Source organism: Prevotella sp. P4-119, assembly GCF_002251345.1.
Taxonomy (GTDB): domain Bacteria; phylum Bacteroidota; class Bacteroidia; order Bacteroidales; family Bacteroidaceae; genus Prevotella.
Window position 1 is genome coordinate 59,989 of sequence record NZ_NPJB01000085.1, and the last position, 19,747, is coordinate 79,735.

The 19,747-nt window shown below is 48.6% G+C and carries 17 protein-coding genes; 6 read left to right on the plus strand and 11 right to left on the minus strand.

Translation table 11 applies throughout. The annotated features are described in order from the left end of the window. Nucleotides 1–36 precede the first annotated feature (36 nt). The 4 genes from CIK89_RS10725 to CIK89_RS10740 all read left to right on the plus strand — a co-directional run bounded on the left by CIK89_RS10725 (nt 37) and on the right by CIK89_RS10740 (nt 4,987). Nucleotides 37–1,155, plus strand: coding sequence for a hypothetical protein (locus CIK89_RS10725; protein WP_094391366.1), 1,119 nt, complete (start codon nt 37–39; stop codon nt 1,153–1,155). A gap of 30 nt (nt 1,156–1,185) precedes the next feature. Further along, nucleotides 1,186–2,502, plus strand: a complete 1,317-nt coding sequence (locus CIK89_RS10730) for a plethodontid receptivity factor PRF (protein WP_094391367.1) — start codon at nt 1,186–1,188, stop codon at nt 2,500–2,502. A gap of 51 nt (nt 2,503–2,553) precedes the next feature. Next, nucleotides 2,554–3,180, plus strand: coding sequence for a hypothetical protein (locus CIK89_RS10735; RefSeq protein WP_094391368.1), 627 nt, complete (start codon nt 2,554–2,556; stop codon nt 3,178–3,180). A 106-nt stretch (nt 3,181–3,286) separates the two neighbouring features. Next, nucleotides 3,287–4,987 (plus strand): hypothetical protein, encoded by a 1,701-nt coding sequence (locus CIK89_RS10740; protein ID WP_094391369.1) that lies wholly within the window; start codon nt 3,287–3,289, stop codon nt 4,985–4,987. A gap of 127 nt (nt 4,988–5,114) precedes the next feature. Here CIK89_RS10740 and CIK89_RS10745 read toward each other — a convergent pair whose 3' ends face one another. The 6 genes from CIK89_RS10745 to CIK89_RS10770 form a co-directional block, all read right to left on the minus strand. After that, a complete protein-coding gene (locus CIK89_RS10745) occupies nt 5,115–5,726 on the minus strand; it encodes a hypothetical protein (protein WP_371593451.1) in 612 nt (203 codons plus the stop codon). Between the two features lie 210 nt (nt 5,727–5,936). Next, nucleotides 5,937–8,117: a TonB-dependent receptor domain-containing protein gene (locus CIK89_RS10750; RefSeq protein ID WP_094391370.1), complete on the minus strand. Its 2,181-nt coding sequence runs from the start codon at nt 8,115–8,117 to the stop codon at nt 5,937–5,939. Nucleotides 8,118–8,142: 25 nt separating this feature from the next. After that, nucleotides 8,143–9,117, minus strand: a complete 975-nt coding sequence (locus CIK89_RS10755) for a hypothetical protein (RefSeq protein ID WP_094391371.1) — start codon at nt 9,115–9,117, stop codon at nt 8,143–8,145. Nucleotides 9,118–9,135: 18 nt separating this feature from the next. Further along, on the minus strand, nt 9,136–9,831 hold the full coding sequence (locus tag CIK89_RS10760; RefSeq protein WP_094391372.1) for a hypothetical protein: 696 nt from the start codon (nt 9,829–9,831) through the stop codon (nt 9,136–9,138). Continuing rightward, nucleotides 9,828–10,340 (minus strand): RNA polymerase sigma factor, encoded by a 513-nt coding sequence (locus tag CIK89_RS10765; protein ID WP_158215015.1) that lies wholly within the window; start codon nt 10,338–10,340, stop codon nt 9,828–9,830. Before CIK89_RS10765 ends, CIK89_RS10760 begins: the two co-directional genes overlap by 4 nt. 35 nt (nt 10,341–10,375) lie before the next feature. Then, on the minus strand, nt 10,376–11,170 hold the full coding sequence (locus CIK89_RS10770; protein ID WP_158215016.1) for a GIN domain-containing protein: 795 nt from the start codon (nt 11,168–11,170) through the stop codon (nt 10,376–10,378). Between the two features lie 520 nt (nt 11,171–11,690). Here CIK89_RS10770 and CIK89_RS10775 point away from each other — a divergent pair. Together CIK89_RS10775 and kduI are read left to right on the plus strand one after the other, a co-directional pair. Then, on the plus strand, nt 11,691–13,133 hold the full coding sequence (locus tag CIK89_RS10775) for a PTS galactitol transporter subunit IIC (protein WP_094391375.1): 1,443 nt from the start codon (nt 11,691–11,693) through the stop codon (nt 13,131–13,133). A 15-nt stretch (nt 13,134–13,148) separates the two neighbouring features. Next, the gene (gene kduI / locus CIK89_RS10780; RefSeq protein WP_094391376.1) at nt 13,149–14,117 is read left to right on the plus strand and encodes a 5-dehydro-4-deoxy-D-glucuronate isomerase; all 969 of its coding nucleotides are present in this window, start codon (nt 13,149–13,151) and stop codon (nt 14,115–14,117) included. A 121-nt stretch (nt 14,118–14,238) separates the two neighbouring features. Here the strand turns inward: kduI and CIK89_RS10785 are convergent, their stop codons facing one another. Genes CIK89_RS10785 through gcvT form a run of 5 tightly spaced genes read right to left on the minus strand, consistent with a single transcriptional unit; the run spans nt 14,239 to nt 19,728 of the window. Further along, nucleotides 14,239–15,474 (minus strand): NAD(P)/FAD-dependent oxidoreductase, encoded by a 1,236-nt coding sequence (locus CIK89_RS10785; RefSeq protein ID WP_094391377.1) that lies wholly within the window; start codon nt 15,472–15,474, stop codon nt 14,239–14,241. Next, nucleotides 15,461–16,873, minus strand: coding sequence for an aminomethyl-transferring glycine dehydrogenase subunit GcvPB (gene gcvPB, locus CIK89_RS10790; protein ID WP_094391378.1), 1,413 nt, complete (start codon nt 16,871–16,873; stop codon nt 15,461–15,463). Before gcvPB ends, CIK89_RS10785 begins: the two co-directional genes overlap by 14 nt. 16 nt (nt 16,874–16,889) lie before the next feature. After that, on the minus strand, nt 16,890–18,209 hold the full coding sequence (gene gcvPA / locus CIK89_RS10795) for an aminomethyl-transferring glycine dehydrogenase subunit GcvPA (RefSeq protein WP_094391414.1): 1,320 nt from the start codon (nt 18,207–18,209) through the stop codon (nt 16,890–16,892). Nucleotides 18,210–18,233: 24 nt separating this feature from the next. Next, complete coding sequence (gene gcvH / locus CIK89_RS10800; RefSeq protein WP_094391379.1) at nt 18,234–18,614, minus strand: glycine cleavage system protein GcvH; 381 nt, start codon at nt 18,612–18,614, stop codon at nt 18,234–18,236. 37 nt (nt 18,615–18,651) lie between these two features. Next, nucleotides 18,652–19,728: a glycine cleavage system aminomethyltransferase GcvT gene (gene gcvT / locus CIK89_RS10805; RefSeq protein ID WP_094391380.1), complete on the minus strand. Its 1,077-nt coding sequence runs from the start codon at nt 19,726–19,728 to the stop codon at nt 18,652–18,654. Between the last annotated feature and the right edge of the window lie 19 nt (nt 19,729–19,747).

Consider the following 19,747-nt stretch of genomic DNA (forward strand, 5'->3'; position numbering starts at 1 on the left):
TCCAGGGACTGAGTATCAACAATAATTACCAAGAGTATGAAAAGACTGTTCACACAAATAGCAATGATGACGCTTGCCATCGTAGGATATGCGCAGAGCGACATCCATTTCTCAACCGTGAAAGCCACGGATAAGAATTTGCCTGCAGAAGTCATTGATGCACTCGACCTCAAGATGCACCAGGTGCTCAACCGCAACAGCGCAGCAGCAGCCGACGTGTATAATGTGTTTGCCATTGAACCAGCCCTCTCGCTGGGCGATGTGCTCTCTACCGAGGGAATGGTGCGCAACGTATCAGTTGCCAAAGGCGAACTGGTGCTCATCGCCAAGAATATCATCGACGGCACGGAGTACTACAGTCTGACCATCCCCGTGGAGGCTGATGCCGTAGGCGATAAAGACAAGGCGCTGATGAAGCTGGTGCAGAATATCAAGGTGACCAACCCCGCCTTCACCCGATTCATACGTACCACCCGTCAGAAGATAGCCGACTACTATGCCGCCAACTGCGCCATCATCCTGCAGAAGGCACAAGCACTGTATAACCAACGCCGCTATCAAGAGGCTGTCATTTATCTGTCGGCTGTGACAGGCAACATTCCCTGCTACGATCAGGCTTATGCCCTTCAGCAAGAGATTGCCGCCAATATCCCTGCCGGTCCAGATACCGTCATCGTAGAGAAGGAAGTGGAGAAACCCGTCATCGTGGAAGTGGAGAAACCCGTCATCGTGGAAGTGGAAAAGCCACAGCCCGCCACTCCCGTCATCGACCAGAAGGCACCCCAGATGCCTCCTTACGAACTGACGATCTCGGTGAACGACCTCGATTTCCGCATATTGCGTTGCTACGGCAATAAAGAACAGAACCGCATCACCATCGAAACAGAATTCTGCAACCGCCGCATGAACACGGAAAAAGGTGATATTGAAATCAAATCAGCCTTCGATGAGAATGCCAAGGAGTTGGAGCGCTACAACTTCTCCGTCAACGAAAACGACAGCAGTTACGACTGGCGCAATATGCCTCCGAAACTGGCTATGAAGCAAGACTTCTACCTCATCAAGGCAGACCATTTCATCCCCAAGATTTCATACATCAAACTGAAAGTGCGCGATGCCATCATTGAGATTCGCAATCTGCCAGTAGAATGGTAGCATAACACCTACTTATAAATACAGACCATTATGAAACGACTGATAACCCTCGCATGCACGATGCTCGCCATCGTGACGATCTATGCACAAAACAAGGTGGTGGAGAGTAGTGCCAAGAAAGTGCCCGCATGGCTCGGCACAGCCGTAGAAGGCAAACTCGTGGTCAGCGTGACAGCCCCCACCTTAGCCCAGGCACAGGTCAAGGCGATGAACGAAGTGACTGAGCGCATCATCCTCTCGGTGGCCAGCAATGTCAGCGTGACACAACGCAACGTGGCCAGCGAAACCGTGACCAACGACGGTGTGGAATCGCGCGACGAATACAACCGCATCGCTAAGATGAAGTCTGCCAACCTGCCGTTCCTCAAAGGTATCTCGCAAGCCAAGGTGGAAGAGGTCTATTGGCGTCGCATGCGCGACAAGCAAACCAAGAAGGAGTTTTACGAGTATTCGGTGCTCTACCCCTACTCTCGTACCGAACAGCGCACGCTACAAAGTCAGTTTGAGAAGATTGATGCTGAGAAAGTGGCACAATACCAAGCCCTGGAAGACGGTATTGACGATATTGCCGATGTGGCAGACATCAAAGCCGCTATCACCCAGTTGGCAGCATTGAAGGAGTACTTCTTTGATGATGTCCGCGTGAAACAAGCGGAAGGGCTCATGTTGCGCTACCGCCAACTCTATGACGCTCTCGCCATCACCGGACGCTTCACCGACGACAATACCTATCTGGTACAAGTATTGCTGAAAGGCAAACCCGTGCGCGTTGCCAAGGTGCCCACCGTTAAATCAAACTGCGCCGGACAAATCAGCGTAGAGCCACAGGACGGTGCCTTCCTCATCAGTTTTGACGCCACCGACTGTTTGCCCGAAGAAGAAAACTTCCTCGACATACAGTTGCGCATAGAAAACAAGAAGCTGCAACAGCGTGCCATCATCGGTGTGGATGCCGATGCTACCATTAATATTGCACAAGCCGTAGTGCCCGAAGGCAAGATCATCCTCACCGCCAATGCTGTCAACAAGCAAGACCGCACCCTGACCGACATCAATATCCGCATGACTCTCAACAACCGTCAAGGCATTACCATCGGTCTGAAGAGCATCGAACTTGAAGTGCCCGAACTGACCGCCCCGTTGGTATTCGACGACATCGACGCCATCTTCGGTTCTAAAGGCATTATCCAGGTCAAAGCACTGGCAGAAGGCACGATGAAAGCCCGCACCACCAAGAAGTCGCGCTTCGCTTTCGTCAAAGGCACCATCACCGTGGTGAACCCCACCACCAATGGCGTGGAGCGCATCAAGGTGTCACTCCCCTACACCACCAACTGGGAAGAATAACCCGCAACCGTTTATAAACTATTAAATAATAACTCAAAAAACAAGAAGATTATGAAACAGCGTATTTTCAACCTGCTGCTCCTTGCAGCCATGATTCTGTGTGGTTCAACCATGGTTTCGGCACAGTCGAAAGCCCTGGCAAAGGACATCAAGAAAACCACCAAGGAATGGAAGAAGGCTGGATGGACCATGCTTGCATCAGCCTCAACCATGGATTATGCTCTGACCAAGTATCGTACCTATATTGAAGGAGACGAGGAAAACCGTATCAGCCTCATCGGCATTGCAATAGGTTCTAATCCCAAGATTGGTCGCGACAATGCTACAATGAGTGCCGTTTCCAACTATGCTATGCGTGCGAAAGCTCAGGTAGTAGGTAAAGCCAAGAGCATTGCCTCTTCAGACAATAGCAGCATGACCACCGAGGAAATTGATAAATTCGGTCAGGCTTACGAAATGGCTGTCAACACCAAGATTGCCGGTTTGGTAAAAGAACACTTCGCCATGGTTCGCAACGTGGATGGTAAGAAAGAATTCCAGGTATTCCTTTCTATCGACGAGACACAGGCCAAGAAAGCACGCGAGGCCGCAGCACGCGAAGCCAAGCAGAAAGCCGCTCTCAAGGATCTGAGCAAGGAAGTAGAAAACTTCATCGGTGAACCTGTAGCTCAGGATTAACCGACCACATATCGACAATCCGAAAGCCGACCGCAAGGCAGTCGTATGCTTCGGATTGTCGATTTTTTCATTATTCACAGACTGTTCACCATTAACACCTTCAACAATGAAAAGACTCGTTTTTCTCGCCGTAACAGCGTTGGCAAGTATTCCCTTGTCTGCTCAAGTCGTTACTGACGATTTTGACAAATTCATCCAAGAAGAGAATGCCTCGTTCGACAAATTCATCGACGATGCCAACAAGGAGTTTATCGAGTTTCTGCGCCACCCATGGAAAAAGGCAGAAGCCAAGAAACCCGTGGAGCGACATACCAAACCCGAACCTCCGAAACCTGTCATCTACGACGAGCAAAAACATCCTGAAGATACTCCACCAGTGGAACTGACCATCAAGGATATTCTCAATCAGACCACCATCGAGGGACAGCAACGTCCTACGGTAGAGGTGAAGAATGTGGATCAGTTGACCTTCGACAAACCAACACCAAAACCACAACCCAAGCCAACTCCAAAACCTACTGTGATCGTGGCTAAGCAAAATACACCCACGATCATTGGAGGTAATACACCAAAAGCAGAACCTGCGAAGCCACAGGCTACACCAGTTAAGCCGCAACCCGTGGCACCTAAAGCAGAACCGACAACACCTGCGAAACCACAGGCGACACCGGTTAAGCCGCAACCCAAGCCAAAAGCCAAACCCGCTATGCAGAGTTCGTTGCAAAAGGAATTCTACCCCAGTGTAGCCATCAACTATTGCAACACCAAACTCTATATTGACGCATCGATGAAAGGCGTTATCAATATCACCAGCAGTCAGGAATGTGCCGTTGCCGACGGTTACGAAGCATTATGCCGTTCCAACTACAAGCCTCTTATTGCCAACTGCCAGCAGGCACAGAAAGACTTCCGCCTCAACGACTGGGGAGTATTCCTCTTTGTGAAAACCGCAGCCGAAGCCTTATGCAACGATGAAAACAGCTGTATTGTCATGCAACAGTTCTTGCTCAACGAACTGGGTTACCGTGCGAAGATGGCACGTCGTGGCGATCGCAACCAGTTGTTATTGTTTGTTGCCACCGACTGCATGGTCTATGGTCACCCCTATTTCACCAAAGAGGGATTGAACTATTATAACATCAACGGCACGGAGGCCTGCACATTCTATATGTGTAATCAGGATTCGAAGAAAGCCAAGACTCCCGTTGCCATGCGCCTCAACAATGTTCCAGCCCTCAACAGCGGCGTAGTCAGTAGGCAGCGCACCAACAAAGCCGGCAATGTCAGTGTCAGCGTTAATGTTTCCAAATCGTTGATGGACTTCTATGCCTCCATGCCCCAATGCGACTATGGCGTCTATGCCAAGGCACCCGTAGCAGGCAGTTTAGCTCAAGAGGTGCTCGGCACATTACGTCCCCTTGTACAGGGAAAGAGTGAAGTTGATGCTGCCAATCTGCTATTGAACTTTGTGCAGACCGGTTTCAAATATGCTACGGATGAAGAACAGTTTGGTTTTGAGAAACCCTTTTTCGTTGAAGAACTGTTCTATTATCCTGCCTGCGACTGCGAAGACCGTTCAGTACTCTTCGGTTGGTTGGTTCGCGAACTGCTTGGCCTTGATGTCGTTTACCTCGACTATCCCAACCATATCGCCACCGCCGTACAGTTTAAAGGCGATGTGAAAGGCGATTTTCTGACCGTCGATGGCAAGCGTTACACCGTATGCGACCCCACCTATATTGGAGCTTCCATCGGTATGACCATGCCCAATCTGCGTTCAGCAGGCGTTTCCATCCTTCGCTATTAACCCTCCTGTCCGAGTTGGGGATTAGCCATCACTAGTAATAATAATGACCGACATGGTACGATGTCGGTCATTATTGTTTTCAAGGGTTATTGTGCTTTGCAAGATTCTTATACTAAAAATCTCCGCATCAGTTTGCAGGATTCAGCGGTGTCATGTGGTAGCCCATGGCAGAGAGTTGCATGGCCATTCCCATGAGATAGAGTTGGTGGAGACATTGTGTATAGGCCTGAAAAGCCTCTTTGGTGCCAGGCTGTATATGTTCGTGACGCAACATATTATCGGTGCGCGAGGCACACTCCGCCACGATGTCCTGTGTTTTTCTGCGTCCATTCTCATCGAGTCTGAGCACATCCTCCATGATATGATCATCCATCGCATCGTAGCCACGCGCATCGCGCAACAGTTCGTAAAGCTGTGGATCAGCATTATAGCGCATCCAGTCTTTGTCCCACATGTATGCGATAGCCATGCCGATAAACATCATCCATCCCAGCGAAACGGTAGGATAGGCAGCAAACTCCCTGATGCCATCAGGGAGATAAGCCTCTATCAGTTGTTTCCATCGTCCTTCTACATCAGGACATTCAGGCAGACGCTCATCCACCACTTTCATTCCCAGCAGATAACGGTGCAGGTCATCGTGCAACCGCTGTTCAAAAGTTTTTTCCATATCTTGTCTATTAGTATTCATACGTTGGCGGACAATGGCTGCATCGCCTGGCGACAGTACCTTGTCCATACTTAATCATCATCATTCAATCTACAAAGATACAACATTTCATTGGTTTTCCTATCGTTTTTCAGATAAAAAAGCTCCCATGTCATCCGACATGGGAGTAGAAAAAGGATGCATTCCGCAAATCTTCACAGACACAACATGGAAGCATCATATTGTTTGAGAGTGTTTATTCATAATCAGTCATCAGGGTAATTGAGCGTGTTTATGCTATTATTTGCGTCCCATCAAATCGTCGTTGCTCACTTGTTTGGCAGTCTTCTTGACCGATGCTTTCAGACTTCCGAAGCGATAAGACACTCCAAACTGCAGATTCCAGTTAGGACTATCAACACGCTGACTGCCGATGTAGTCACCTTTCACGTAATGGGTTTTGATATCATTGCGATAACTGCAACGCACAAAGGTGGTAAGTCGATCTTCTTTAAGGAAGGAGCGACGGAGCGACACGGAGAAGTTCTGCCATGCACAGTCATAACTGTAAAGCGTTGTCGGAGTGCCATAATCGAAATATGCAGACAGGGTCAAAGCCAGTTTGGCAGGCAGTTCCTGTGTCAGTTGATTATAGGAATCGAAGTTCCATCTATGCATGGCAAGTCCAAGCGAAGTATTGGCTTTGTCCACCCAAGTGACGGTGCTATTGCTCACGAGTTTAGTGGTTGGAGTAATCTGCCACTGGATATAAGGCACGACCTGGAAGTAGTTAACCTTACCACTATTGTCGTAACTCGACATGAAGCGATTGTCTTCCACCCATTTCACTGCGGCAATAGCATCATCGCAGAGGCTGAATGAAGCATTGAGACCGATGGTCAGTTTAGTGGTCATGAGGTTGTATCCCAACGTGAAATTATTAGCTTTCGACGTGCCCAAATGCGGATTTCCGTAGCTGACGGAAATTGGTGTTTCGTTATGATACGGGTTCAGATAACTGATGCCCGGTCTTGACAATCGCATGGTATAAGCGAGTTTCAGTGAGTTTTGATCATTGATGCGCCATGTCGTGCGAATAGACGGAACGATATCGTTGAAACGTCTGCTGAAATCATCTTGTGAACCGTCTGGCCATGATCCCTTCATGCGTGACGTCTCGTAGCGCAGTCCGGTAGCAAGGGTAAATCCACCGAGACGATATTTATATTCAGCATAGGCAGCCCCCACATCGGTCTTATGGTCAAACTTAGTAGCTGGCGAGCGTAGGAGTTCGCTGTTGAGGTATTCCCTCCTGAGGTTATCACTATTATTGAATCGCATCACATACTTACCACCCACATCTAATGAATGATGCTTGCCAAACGGACGTTCATAGTCAATCTGCAGGGTATGTTCGCTGAAGGTAGTATGATTGTCAAAAGACTGGCTGTCATATTCTCCATAGTTCAAACACTGTGACAGGTCTAAGCTTCCGTCACTATGAGAACGGGTGGTAGAAAACAGATAGTCGATGGCAAGGAGTTCGCCCTTTCTGCTGAAATTATGCTGATAGGACAGTTGCAAGTCGATATCGAAATAGCGCGCCAACACATCTCTACTGTCCATCTGCATGCTATAGATTGGATTTCCAGCAGCATCGGTCAGTCGGGTGTTTTTTATTGCATCATCTTTCACCCGATAGGCAAATCCACTTGCCGCCAGAGTCAAGAGATTGCAGGAGTCGAGTTCCAGACTGGCATCCATGCCATACCACATGTTTCTTCCCGGATTGTATGTTCTCCGTTCATCGTGGTACCGATTGTTGGTGTCGGTATAGACATAGTCGGTTGTTTCTGTCTGATGCCATTTCTGAAATGCCATACCGAAATACGGCGCGATGGTGAGTTTGCCCGTCTGTGCTGTAAGAAAGAGATTGCCATTGTATGGATTGCCACTATCTCCAAATGTCCCGTTCGAACTGACAGTACCCGTCAGTCCTTTCATCTGGCTCTGTCGGTCCATCACGATATTGAGGATGCCCACCAGTCCTTCCGCATCATATTTAGCTCCAGGTTCGGTGATGACCTCGATCCGTTTCACCATACTTGCCGGCAGTCCTTTGAAAAGTTCCTTGGCATTGTTGGTAAAAGACTGGTCAGGTCTGCCATTCTTGAATATTTTGAAATCACTCGAACCCTTGACCTTGATCGTACCATCAGCATCGACGGTAACAAACGGCACTTTCTTAAGCATCTCTATCAGCGGATTGGTCTTTGCCTCAGGGTCGGAAGCCACATCATAGCTGACGCGGTCGTCTTTAGTCTTCACCATTTGTCGCTGTGCCTTAACGGTCAGTTCGCCCAAACCCACATTTTTATAGACATCAGTAGTGTCGGTGGCTACTGCAGCAGAGTCGCTCTGCGCCTTCGCTACAGGGCATAGGAGTAGCAGTATGGCTGCCCATACATATCTTTTCATCATTGTTTTGTGTTTATGTTGTGTATGTTTATTTCTTTCCGAGATAATCTATGGCTTGTTTGAGCATTCCCTCAAGATAGATATCTCCGCGAACGGTTTTGTTCATGATATTAGTCATATCCAAAATAGTATTCTTACATGTTGTCCGTTCGCCATAGGTCAAGAGACTGCTGTGATCTTTACACAGTGCCACTATCTTAGTAGCGAGCCCCACCTGCAGCATTTTCTGGCTAGGGTATTTGATGGCATCGAGGAAAGCCACTCTGAGTAGTCCGAACTGAGTCATAAACTCCACATCATTGGTGACCTTCGACGGTTTAGCAGTCACATCATCTACCGACAGATCGTCAGCTGTTTTGCTGTCGTCTGACACACTAACCTGTTGCAGGGTTTTATTGCCCTGTTCGTCATAGCGCTCGATGATGAGCGTATTGCCAGAAAGAGTGCTACGTATGCGATTTCCCTTGGCGAGACTCGACAGGCTGTTCATCGTTACGCTTTTAGCAGCTTCTGGAGTCAGACCATAGATATGATAGTAGTAGCAGTGGAAATCCTTTCCTTCCTTAAACCACACGAAGGCATAGGCATGGCGGCGAGTAGAGTCAGACGGTTCCTTGAAAAAGGTAGAATAGTAATAATGCGACTTATTACTTCCCAATGTCACCCCATACTCATTGTTTGGCCCATACACCACTTTCTTGGTGTTGAGTGTGTTCATCTTTGCTTCAGGTTTTCTTATAAAAAAGGAATAAGCACGGTCCTGATCCTTTAACATGGCTTGTTCCATTTGTTTAATGAGGTTTTTATTGCTCTCCGGTATTTTAAACTCCGTAAACTTACAGTAAGTGGTTGGCGAGTCGGTTCGATCCTGATAATCGGAACGCGACAACAGTTCAACCGTCGAGTTTCCAATAACCTTTTGATATGCATTCTGGATTGTTTCCTGTGCCGAGGCACTTACAGTTGCCCACATGGCAACCATGGTAAGTATTATTTGTTTCATTGTTGTATAGTTATTTGCTTATTGTTCTACATATTCTTCCTCTTCGGCATCAAGGGCATCCATAGCCTGGAGGTATTGCATCTTACTATCGTTGAGTTCAACCATCTGTTGCAGTTGCATGGCTTGGAGCAAGAGTTCTGCCTGTGCCACGGCTTCATCGAGGTCAGCCTGACTGATGGCCTTGTCCACCGTCTTGGTAGTTCCAGTCTCAGCCAGATATTCTTTAGGAGGCGGTGGAACGCTGTGTAGTCGACGTATCTTCCGCTTAGTGGTTTTGGCGGGCGGTGTGATACTGTCTAATGGTATCTGACGTCGATCCACTGCCACGGTATCGGTTTCAACGGGAGTGATGGCCGGTTGACTTTGTGCTATCGGCTGCGGTTGGTCGGTAGTATGGTTCCAAAGTGTCAGTGCGCCAACCAGCAACACAGCCACCGAGGCAGCCGCCGTCATCCAGCGCAGTGGCAAGATGCGATGTTTCTTCTCAGAAGCGTCTGTTCCTACAGGACGAATGGTTGCCGTATGATCTTCCATTCCGTTTTCAAACATGCGGAACATCTCGCAATAGGCCTGCCAATCGTCGTTCGAGATTCCTTCGGGACGGTCGGCATCTGTTGCTTGACGGAAGAAGTCAGCCAGTTGTGTTTCCTGTTCAACTGTCGTTTGTCCATCCATGAAGCTTTCGAGCAGATTGATGAGTTGTTGGTTTGTCATTGTCGGTTCCTTTCTTTGATATCATTAAACAGTTTTCGGCGTGCTGCCGATAGCATGGTTGCCACAGATGCTTCGCCTATTCCCAGTAGTGCTGCAATCTCAGTGTTGGTGCGTCGTTCAGTCTGTCTGAGTCTCAACACCTGCATTTCTCTGGGTGGCAGTTGTTCGATGCGTTGTCGCAGCCATTGTTCGCTTTCCTCCCATTCCATCTTCCGGTCAGGTGTATCGGTGGTGGGAATATCGAGAGGAATGACTCTTGTCCCACTGTCTATACTGACCGATGGTCGCCGTCGTCGTTGGTGGTCAATGGCAGTATGTCGAGCCACGACAACAGCCAGTCTGACGGCATGTGTTTCGTCGTGTAGCGTATCATGCACAGCCCATAGCCTAAGCATTGTTTCGCTCGCCACATCGTCGGCATCATCGCTATCGTTCAGCATGCGCGATGCCGTTTGCCAGGCCTTCATGCGCAATTGTTTTGCCGTATGTTCAAACTGCTGTTGGTTCACCTTCAGTATCCTTCCTTGTCTTATGCCGTATAGTTTTAAGGATTTGCCACGATGCCGTTCACCGTATCATTGCCTTGGTTTCTTCCTGTTCTGTCAATCACATACGCCTGTTTTCCGTCATATCTTGTGGCATTGCTAAGATTGGTATATTTCAGTTTCTTGTCACTAACACATCCTGATCCCATGACCGATTTACTATAGTTAGCAGTTCTTCCCGATACACTAACGTCTCCTGATCCTGCCACTACGCAATTCAGTTTATCACTGCAATCCACTTGTGCCTTGACCATACCACTTCCACTCACAACGAGAGAAGCATTGACAGCTTGCAGCTCATCAACACTTATGCAACCTGACCCTGCTACATTGCATGTGGCAGTTCCTACGCTGGCATTTTTCATATGTATGGATCCAGACCCTGTCACATTCATAGTCAGCATGGATGTTTGAACTTTATACTTATCGACTTCAACCTCTGCGCTGCCTGTCACATTGAGCACATTGATTGCAGGCGAAGTGACATAGATGGTAACCGAACCGTTGTTTGATCCATTGCCCATATAATAAATGCCGCCAATCTTGGTGGTCTTGTAACCGATATTGAGGTGCTTATCTGTTTGTTTGATTTCGAGGCGATCGATTTCTTCTTTGTCACCCTCCAGACGCACACTATGTCCGCTACCTTGGATATAAACCACTTTGGCACTACCAAGGATATTCAGAACAGTAAAAGGTCGGAGTGGCTTGGTTTCCACAATCTTCGTTCCTGCTGCGACAGTCAATACTGTCAGCAGTAGTGCCAGTGTTGTTGTGATACATCTTTTGTTCATAGTCATTGTCTTTATTCTGTTTTTGCTGATAACGATTTGGGGCTTTTCCCTGCGTCTTTTATACAAATAACGAGAAAAAACAGCAGACTCAATGACAGGCAACGCGATTTAACACTATTTTAACATCATATAAACTTTTGGAATTTAACCTCGCGTTAACGCAAAGAGCCAATCGGAATTTAAGACACTTGCGCACAAGAACGAAAAAGCCACGTTGTGTAACACAACACTTTTGGCATGACATTTGTCTTTGGCAAGCATGATTTCGTATGAAAAAGAGGTATGGTAAGCGAAAAAACGCATTTAAAAACGATAAAAGGTGAGTTTTACAAAAAGATTAAGTAATTTTGCAGGTGCATATAAAATTCGTGATACGATAATATCCCGTGGCATGCTTCTTCGCTGATGAAAGATGGCACACGATATCGGTCACGCAGTCATACTACTATCACAAATCAAATATCGTGGCATGAGCCAGTCACGGTACATTATAATTAGAAACAAACAAAAAAGTAAAGTAATGAATATTTTCAACTACATCATTCAAATGGGTGCATCGGTGATGATGCCCATTCTTTTCACGATTATCGGTCTGTGTATCGGCATGAAATTTGGCAAGGCACTCAAATCTGGTCTGTATGTGGGCGTAGGATTTGTGGGCCTCGGTATTGTTACAGCTTTGCTTACCAATAATTTCAAGGATCCGCTGCAGGCTGTTGAGGATATCTTCAACCTCAACCTGAGTGTGTTTGATATGGGATGGCCTGCTGCCGCTGCTGTAGCATACAATACAGCTGTCGGTGCACTCATCATCCCTGTGTGCCTCGGTGTTAACTTCCTCATGGTAATCACCAAAACCACACGTACTGTCAATATCGACCTATGGAACTACTGGCACTTCGCTTTCATAGGTGCTGTGGTATATTTTGTGTGCGGCGAGAGTCTTGTATGGGGGTATTTTGCAGCTATCGTGTGCTACATCATCACACTCGTGATGGCAGACCTTACGGCAGAGCGCTTTCAGGAATACTACAACCTTCCAGGCATCTCCGTGCCACAGCCTTTCTGTCAGAGTTTCACACCGTTTGCCATTGCTATTGGATGGCTGCTCGACAAAATACCGGGATTCTCAAAACTCAATATCGATGCCGAGGGCTTAAAGTCAAAGTTCGGCGTTATTGGCGAACCCCTTGTACTCGGTGTGGTAGTAGGCGCATTGATAGCCACTGTAGCCCATTGGGGCGACATCACCCAGTTCGATCAGTTTATGGCAACCATGCCCGCAGGTTCTACCGCTACCGATGGTGTGATGCGCATTGTGAAGCATATTCTCTTCCTTGGCGTAACGATGGGAGCCGTGATGGAACTGATACCCCGTATCACCAAACTGTTTATCGACGGACTGATGCCTATCTCAGAGAAGACCAAAGAGGTGGTCAACAAAAAGATGAAGGGCAAGACCATCCACATCGGTATGAGTCCTGCACTCGTTATCGGTCACCCCACCGCATTGGTAGGTACTTTGTTTCTGATTCCTACCTATATCGTTATAGCAGTAATTCTGCCAGGCAACCAGTTTCTGCCCCTTGCATCGTTGGCAGGCCTGTTTTATATTTTCCCCATGATGCTTCCCTATACCAAGGGTAATGTGGTGAAGAGTTTCATCATAGGACTTATAGCATTACTCATAGGACTTTGGTTTATCACCGATATGGCTCCCGATTTTACCAAGGCCGCCGCTTCGGTATATGCGCAGACCCAAGATAATGCCGCTCATGTTCCAGAAGGATTCCTTGCAGGTAGTATGGATTTCGTTTCCGCCCTGTTTAGTTATGTCATCTATGCTCTGGTGAAGTATTTCAAATATATAGGTGCTGCCGTATTGGTAGTCATCACCCTCGCCATGATGCTGATCAACCGCAAGCGCATTATCGCTGACGAGAAAAAGAAAGTAAACAACTAATAATTATAGAAAGTAATGAAAAAGATTTTAATGACTACAGCCATTTGCCTGGCAGCCATTTCGGTGAATGCACAGTGCAAGTATAAAGGCTATGAAGTAAAAGCAGAAAACAGCTACACAAACTATTGTGTGCGACAGGCTTCAAACCCCAGAGATGCCAAGAGCTACGACACACAGCGTTTGCGTAGCGAGTATCTCATTGAGAAAATCATGGCACCAGGTGAAGTAAACTGGACCTACACCACCATCGACCGTTTCCTTGTGGGAGGTGCTATGCCAACCGATACTCCACTGAAACTCACATCAATCGAACCACTCTATGTGGATCTCAGCAAGAGTGACAATGGTCGCAATCTGCTCGACAATCGCGAAATTGGTATCATCAACGTAGGTGGTGACGGTAGCGTGACGGTTGACGGCAAGCGCTATGACCTCGCTTTCCAGGAGGCTATCTATGTAGGTAAGGGTGTAAAGGAAATCATCGTGGCAAGTAAGAACGCACAGAATCCTGCTAAGTTCTATATGAACAGTGCATGTGCCCATCAGAGCTATCCCACCAAAAAGGTGAGTCTGAAAGACGCGAAGAATATTATAGCAGGAAGTGCTGCCGAGAGCAACGACCGCGTTATCCATCAGATGATTCTCAACGGTGTGGCTGGTGTGCGCACCTGCCAGTTGCAGATGGGTATTACCGAACTCAAATCAGGATCGGTATGGAACACAATGCCTGCTCATACCCACCTCAAGCGCATGGAGGTGTATTTCTACTTCAAGGTTCCAGAAGGACAGAGCGTTTGCCATATCATGGGTGAACCACAGGAGACTCGTCTGATTTGGACAGGCAACGAACAGGCTGTTATCAATCCAGAGTGGAGTGTGCACTGCGCTGCAGGAACTTCCAACTATACTTTCATCTGGGGTATGGCTGGCGAGAACCTCATCTACAACGATATGCAAGTGGTGAAGATCACAGAATTGAAATAAGATTCACATATAAAAGCTCTTGTCTCCGGATAAGAGCTTTTTTGTATGCTCATGCCGAGCATACCCCAAATCAAAAGCCCCGTCCATGCTGACGGGGCTTTTGATTTGGGGTAAAATGATGTTATTCCTGTTCTGATGCGGCATGCAACACCTCAGAGAGCGTTGGGTGGATGTGTACCATGTCGCGCAACTGAGCGACAGTAGCATTGAGACACATCAGACTACTTACCTCCTGTATCAGGTCGGCAGCGTGAGCACCATAAGCATGACACCCCACTATGCGGTCGTCAACATCCGACAACAGTTTCAACAGGCCTTCGGCAGCATCCATCGTCAGAGCCTTGCCGTTGGCACGCCAGAATGCTTTGCGACAACGGTAGCCAGGCAATGTGGCTTTACACTGATCTTCCGACAAGCCCACACAGGCAGCTTCAGGACTTGTGAAGATGGCAGAAGGCATGATATCGAAACGAATATTGTCCTGATGTCCCGTCAGTCGGTTGACCACATGAATACCTTGCATCTCTGCTGCATGAGCCAACATCTGTTTGCCATTGACATCACCAATAGCATAAACACCGCTGACATTAGTTTCAAAGTGCTCATCTACGCTGATGCCTTTACGCTCGTCGTAGGTGATGCCGGCAACGGCAAGGTCAGCCGACACATTGGGTTTGCGACCTGTGGCAATGAGAATGGCATCAGCATCAATATCTGCGAGCGAGGTGACAGTAGTCTTCATGCGGAAGGTGATGCCTTGGCGCTCCAGGTATTTACGGAGTCGTTTGGCAATATCGCTGTCGAGCATAGGCAGACACTCCTTGAGGTATTCGATGACTGTCACCTCTGTGCCGAAGCGGTTGAACACACTGGCAAACTCCATGCCCACTACACCAGCTCCGATGATACACAAGCGACGAGGCTGTTCCTGACACTGCAAGAGTTTGGTAGAGTCCATCACCTGTGGAAGGTCGATACCTTCTACAGGAATCATCTTGCTACTACTTCCCGTAGCGATGATGATGTGTGGAGCGGTATATTCCGCATCGCCAACCTTAACCGTATGAGGTCCGGTGAACTCACCACGACCGCGTACGAGAGTGATGCCTGGCGAAGCCATGAGTTGTTCCACACCGCTACGCAATGCAGTGACCACCTCCGGCTGTCTGCCCACAGCCTCGTCGAAGGAACGAGCGTGGACATACGTTTTGGTAGGTATGCAACCACGGTTAAGGCAAGTGCCACCCACCTGATCGGCTTCGATGACAACCACCTGCAATCCTCGTTGCGCGGCAAGATGTGCGGCGCGGTAACCACCAGGCCCCGCACCGACGATGATAAGATCAGTTGTTGTCATGAATCATCTGTTTGTAGTTAACAATAGGATGCTTGGCTGCCAAGACGTCATCAACTCTTCCGATAGGCGTCTTGAGCGGTGCCGACTTGACCGTATCAGGTTGAGTCTTGGCTTCTTCTGCAATCTGTCGCATCACACTGATGAATCCGTCGATCGTGTCTTTCGACTCACTCTCCGTAGGTTCAATCATCAGTGATTCGTGGAAAAGCAATGGGAAATAGATGGTCGGAGCGTGATACCCATAGTCAAGCAACCGCTTTGCCACATCCATTGTTGTCACCCCTGTAGATTTGTCTTTCAGTCCGTCGAACACAAACTCATGTTTGCAGAGTCCGTCGATAGGCAACAGATAGACATCCTTCAGACATTCCTTGATATAGTTGGCATTGAGTGTAGCCAACGGTCCAACCATCTTGATCTGTTGGCGACCCAGTGAGAGGATATAGGCATAAGCCTTCATAACCACTCCGAAATTGCCAGCTTCATAGGGACTGACAAAAGGAAGGAAAGGTTCTAATCCGCTTCTCACTCCGACAGGACCGCTGCCAGGACCGCCACCACCGTGAGGGGTAGAGAATGTCTTGTGCAGATTGATATGCATCACATCAAAGCCCATATCGCCCGGCCGACATGCACCGAGCATAGGGTTGAGGTTAGCGCCATCATAATACATCAGTCCGCCACAGTCGTGGATGAGTTTAGCAATAGCAGGGATATCAGTTTCAAAAAGTCCCAATGTATTGGGATTGGTCATCATCATGGCAGCAATATTGTTGCCTTCCGCTTCTACAATAGCTTTCAGATCATCGAGTGACACACGACCGTCGGCAGTTGATTTCACTTCCACAATCTCCAGTCCGCATACAGCAGCCGAAGCTGGGTTAGTGCCATGTGCCGAGTCAGGTACGATGACTTTGGTACGCGCCATATCACCACGACTTTCATGATACCCTCTGATTACCATCAGTCCTGTCAGTTCACCGTGCGCTCCAGCAAAAGGCTTGAGTGTAAAGTCTGCCAGTCCGGTCAGTGCACAGAGCGCTTTCTTCAGCCGTTGGCATACTTCCTTTGCGCCCCGTGTCGTTTCAGCGGGTTGTAGCGGATGCAAGCGTGTGAACTGTGGCATAGCAGACACTTCCTCATTGATTTTAGGGTTATACTTCATGGTGCATGACCCCAGAGGATAGAATCCGTTATCCACTCCGAAATTGTTGGCCGAGAGATTGGTATAGTGACGTACCACGGTCAGCTCGTCACATTCCGGCAGTTCGGCAGAATGTTGTCGTTGCATACTTTCCGGCATGTTATAGTTGCCATACTCGTTTCTGGGCAGCGAATAGCCCTTTCTGCCAGGCTTCGACAATTCGAAGATGAGATTTCCGTATAACTTGTTGTTCATAAGGCTTTGCTGTGGATTAGAGGTTGATAAGGCTGACCAGACGGTCAATGTCAGACTTGGTGCGTTGCTCAGTGACGGCAATCATCAGTTGGTCGTCTGCCACTTTCACACCACCGAAGATACCTTCGTCGGAAAGGCATTGGAGCAGTCCGTCGAGGTCACCGTCGTAGCGTACCACAAATTCGTTGAAGAAAGGCTGTTGATAGACAAGTTGGAAACGACCTGTTGCTATCAGTTGGTCACACAGATAGTGGGCGCCGGCATACGACAGCTGTGCAGCTTCGCGCAGTCCCTCCTTGCCCATGAGCGATAGATATATGGTGACGAAGAGCGCCATCAGGCTCTGGTTAGAACAGATGTTTGATGTTGCTTTCTGTCGGCGGATATGCTGTTCGCGTGCCTGCAGCGTGAGCACGAAAGCACGTTGTCCTCTGTTGTCCTGTGTCAGTCCGACGATGCGTCCCGGCATCTTACGCAACAGTTTCTCCGTGCAACACAGATATCCCACGTATGGACCACCAAACTGCATTGGGATGCCCAGCGACTGTGCATCGCCTACTGCGATGTCAGCCCCCCATTCGCCTGGTGTTTTCAGTAGGGCGAGGTCGGCAGCAATGCTATCGATGACAAACAGACCCTTATTGGTATGGATGAGATCGGCAAAACCGCTATAGTCCTCCACAATGCCGAAATAGTTGGGCTGTTGCACGAGAACACCAGCCACACCACCTTCCGCCAACTGTCGTTCCAGATCTTCACGGTCGGTAACACCGTCTCGTGAGGCAACAGTTCCGAGCTGGATGCCATGATAGTGTGCATAGGTCTGCATCACCTGCAGCGTCTTGGGATTGACTGTATCGCTCACCAAGAATCGGTTTTGCTTCTTTCCCGATGCCACCGCCATCATCATGGCTTCAGCGCAGGCAGTCGTGCCGTCATACATGGAAGCATTGGAGATATCCATGCCCGTCAGTTCAGCCATCATCGACTGATATTCGAAGATGTAGTGGAGCGTTCCCTGCGATATCTCCGCCTGATACGGCGTATAACTGGTCAGCAGTTCAGAACGGCTCAACAGATTGGGAATCACCGCCGGTGTATAATGGTCATAGACCCCTGCGCCGCCGAAACACATCATAGGACGGTTCATGGCGCCCAGTTGTTCAAACAGCTGGCGCACCTCGGTCTCGCTCATTTCGTCAGGCAGATCATAGTCGCCACGGAAACGGATAGCCTCCGGCACTTCTGCATAGAGGTCATCGAGACTGCTGATACCGACGCGCTGCATCATCTGTTGCAGGTCGTCGTCGGTATGTGGAAAATACTTATAGGACATAGGCATATAGGCTTTTTGCGTGAATCACTGATTGCAGAAAGCCTCGTAAGCCTTGGCATCCATCAGCTGATCCAGTTCTCCGGTATCGCTGAGTTCCACTTTGATAATCCAGTTTTCGAAAGCATCCTGATTGATGAGTTCGGGCTGGTCTTCGAGTGCTTCGTTCACTTCCAGTACAGTACCGCTTACGGGCGACAGCAAATCGCTGGCAGCCTTCACGCTCTCTACCGCACCGAAGTCTTCACCTGCTGTTATCTCATCGTCAACATCGGGCATATCCACATAGACCACATTGCCCAGTGCGTTCTGTGCATAGTCTGTGATACCGATAAAACCGGTGTTACCTTCAACACGTACATACTCGTGTGACTCGCTATAATAGAGTCCTTCAATTACTTTTGCCATAATCGTATAGTTCTTTTTAGTTATTGTATATATTTTCTCATTTCTTGTAATGCTTGTCGTAGAAGCGCTTCTTGACCACAGTTCCAGGGAACACCTTTTTGCGAATCTGCACTTCCAGTTCTGTGCCGAGTGGCGCATACTGGCTGTCGATAAGTGCCATACATACGCTCTTGTCGGTAGAGATGGTATGGTATCCTGTCGTCACAGTACCGATAGGCTGTCCGTCTTTCATCACGGTATAGCCATGACGGGGAATCGCTTTGTCTTGGAGTTCTATACCCACGAGTTTCTGGGCTACACCTTCAGCTTTCTGTTTGGCAAGGGCGTCACGTCCCACAAACTCCTCTTTATCGAGTTTGACAAACATGCCCAGTCCAGCCATGATAGGAGTGATTTCGGCAGACAGTTCATCACCGTAGAGCGGCAGTCCCACTTCGAAGCGCAGGGTGTCGCGGCATCCCAGTCCGCAAGGTGTCACGCCGGCAGCCATCAGTTTATCCCAACACTGGTTGATATAATCGGGAGTGGCATATATCTCAAAGCCATCCTCACCGGTATATCCGGTGCGCGACACGATGACGTCGCCCATGGTCTTAAAGGTGTAGAAAGTCAGTTCGCTGCATGGCAGATTGAGTATCTCTTCCATGATGCGCTCCGCTTCCGGCCCCTGCACTGCCAACTGTCCGTAGTAGTCGCTCTGATTGTCGAGTGTCACGTTGAACCCCTCGGCTTGCAACTGGATCCAAGCCCAGTCTTTGTCGATATTGGCAGCATTGATGACCAGGAAAAAGCGGTCGTCCGCCATCTTATATACCAACAGGTCATCGACCACTCCGCCATTCTCATAGCACATCATGCCATAGAGAATTTTGCCGACAGCAAGACCTTCCACATTATTGGTGAAGATATGGTTAACGTAGCGCTCAGCGTCTGTACCGCTGACGAGCACTTCGCCCATGTGGCTCACGTCGAACACACCACAATGTTGACGCACAGCTTGGTGTTCGTCAGTGATGTTGGAATACTGTATGGGCATGTCGAACCCACCAAAGGGCGAAATGAGAGCGCCCAGTGCCACGTGTTTGTCGTAAAGACAGGTGCGTTTGTTGTTCATAGGCTGTTTGAATATTTAT

Bases quoted from the DNA above. Each gene is read 5' to 3' on its own strand.
- CIK89_RS10725 (WP_094391366.1), top strand. From the start codon at position 37: ATGAAAAGACTGTTCACACAAATAGCAATGATGACGCTTGCCATCGTA.
- CIK89_RS10730 (WP_094391367.1), top strand. From the start codon at position 1,186: ATGAAACGACTGATAACCCTCGCATGCACGATGCTCGCCATCGTGACG.
- CIK89_RS10735 (WP_094391368.1), top strand. From the start codon at position 2,554: ATGAAACAGCGTATTTTCAACCTGCTGCTCCTTGCAGCCATGATTCTG.
- CIK89_RS10740 (WP_094391369.1), top strand. From the start codon at position 3,287: ATGAAAAGACTCGTTTTTCTCGCCGTAACAGCGTTGGCAAGTATTCCC.
- CIK89_RS10745 (WP_371593451.1), bottom strand. From the start codon at position 5,726: ATGGACAAGGTACTGTCGCCAGGCGATGCAGCCATTGTCCGCCAACGT.
- CIK89_RS10750 (WP_094391370.1), bottom strand. From the start codon at position 8,117: ATGATGAAAAGATATGTATGGGCAGCCATACTGCTACTCCTATGCCCT.
- CIK89_RS10755 (WP_094391371.1), bottom strand. From the start codon at position 9,117: ATGAAACAAATAATACTTACCATGGTTGCCATGTGGGCAACTGTAAGT.
- CIK89_RS10760 (WP_094391372.1), bottom strand. From the start codon at position 9,831: ATGACAAACCAACAACTCATCAATCTGCTCGAAAGCTTCATGGATGGA.
- CIK89_RS10770 (WP_158215016.1), bottom strand. From the start codon at position 11,170: ATGAACAAAAGATGTATCACAACAACACTGGCACTACTGCTGACAGTA.
- CIK89_RS10775 (WP_094391375.1), top strand. From the start codon at position 11,691: ATGAATATTTTCAACTACATCATTCAAATGGGTGCATCGGTGATGATG.
- kduI (WP_094391376.1), top strand. From the start codon at position 13,149: ATGAAAAAGATTTTAATGACTACAGCCATTTGCCTGGCAGCCATTTCG.
- CIK89_RS10785 (WP_094391377.1), bottom strand. From the start codon at position 15,474: ATGACAACAACTGATCTTATCATCGTCGGTGCGGGGCCTGGTGGTTAC.
- gcvPB (WP_094391378.1), bottom strand. From the start codon at position 16,873: ATGAACAACAAGTTATACGGAAATCTCATCTTCGAATTGTCGAAGCCT.
- gcvPA (WP_094391414.1), bottom strand. From the start codon at position 18,209: ATGTCCTATAAGTATTTTCCACATACCGACGACGACCTGCAACAGATG.
- gcvH (WP_094391379.1), bottom strand. From the start codon at position 18,614: ATGGCAAAAGTAATTGAAGGACTCTATTATAGCGAGTCACACGAGTAT.
- gcvT (WP_094391380.1), bottom strand. From the start codon at position 19,728: ATGAACAACAAACGCACCTGTCTTTACGACAAACACGTGGCACTGGGC.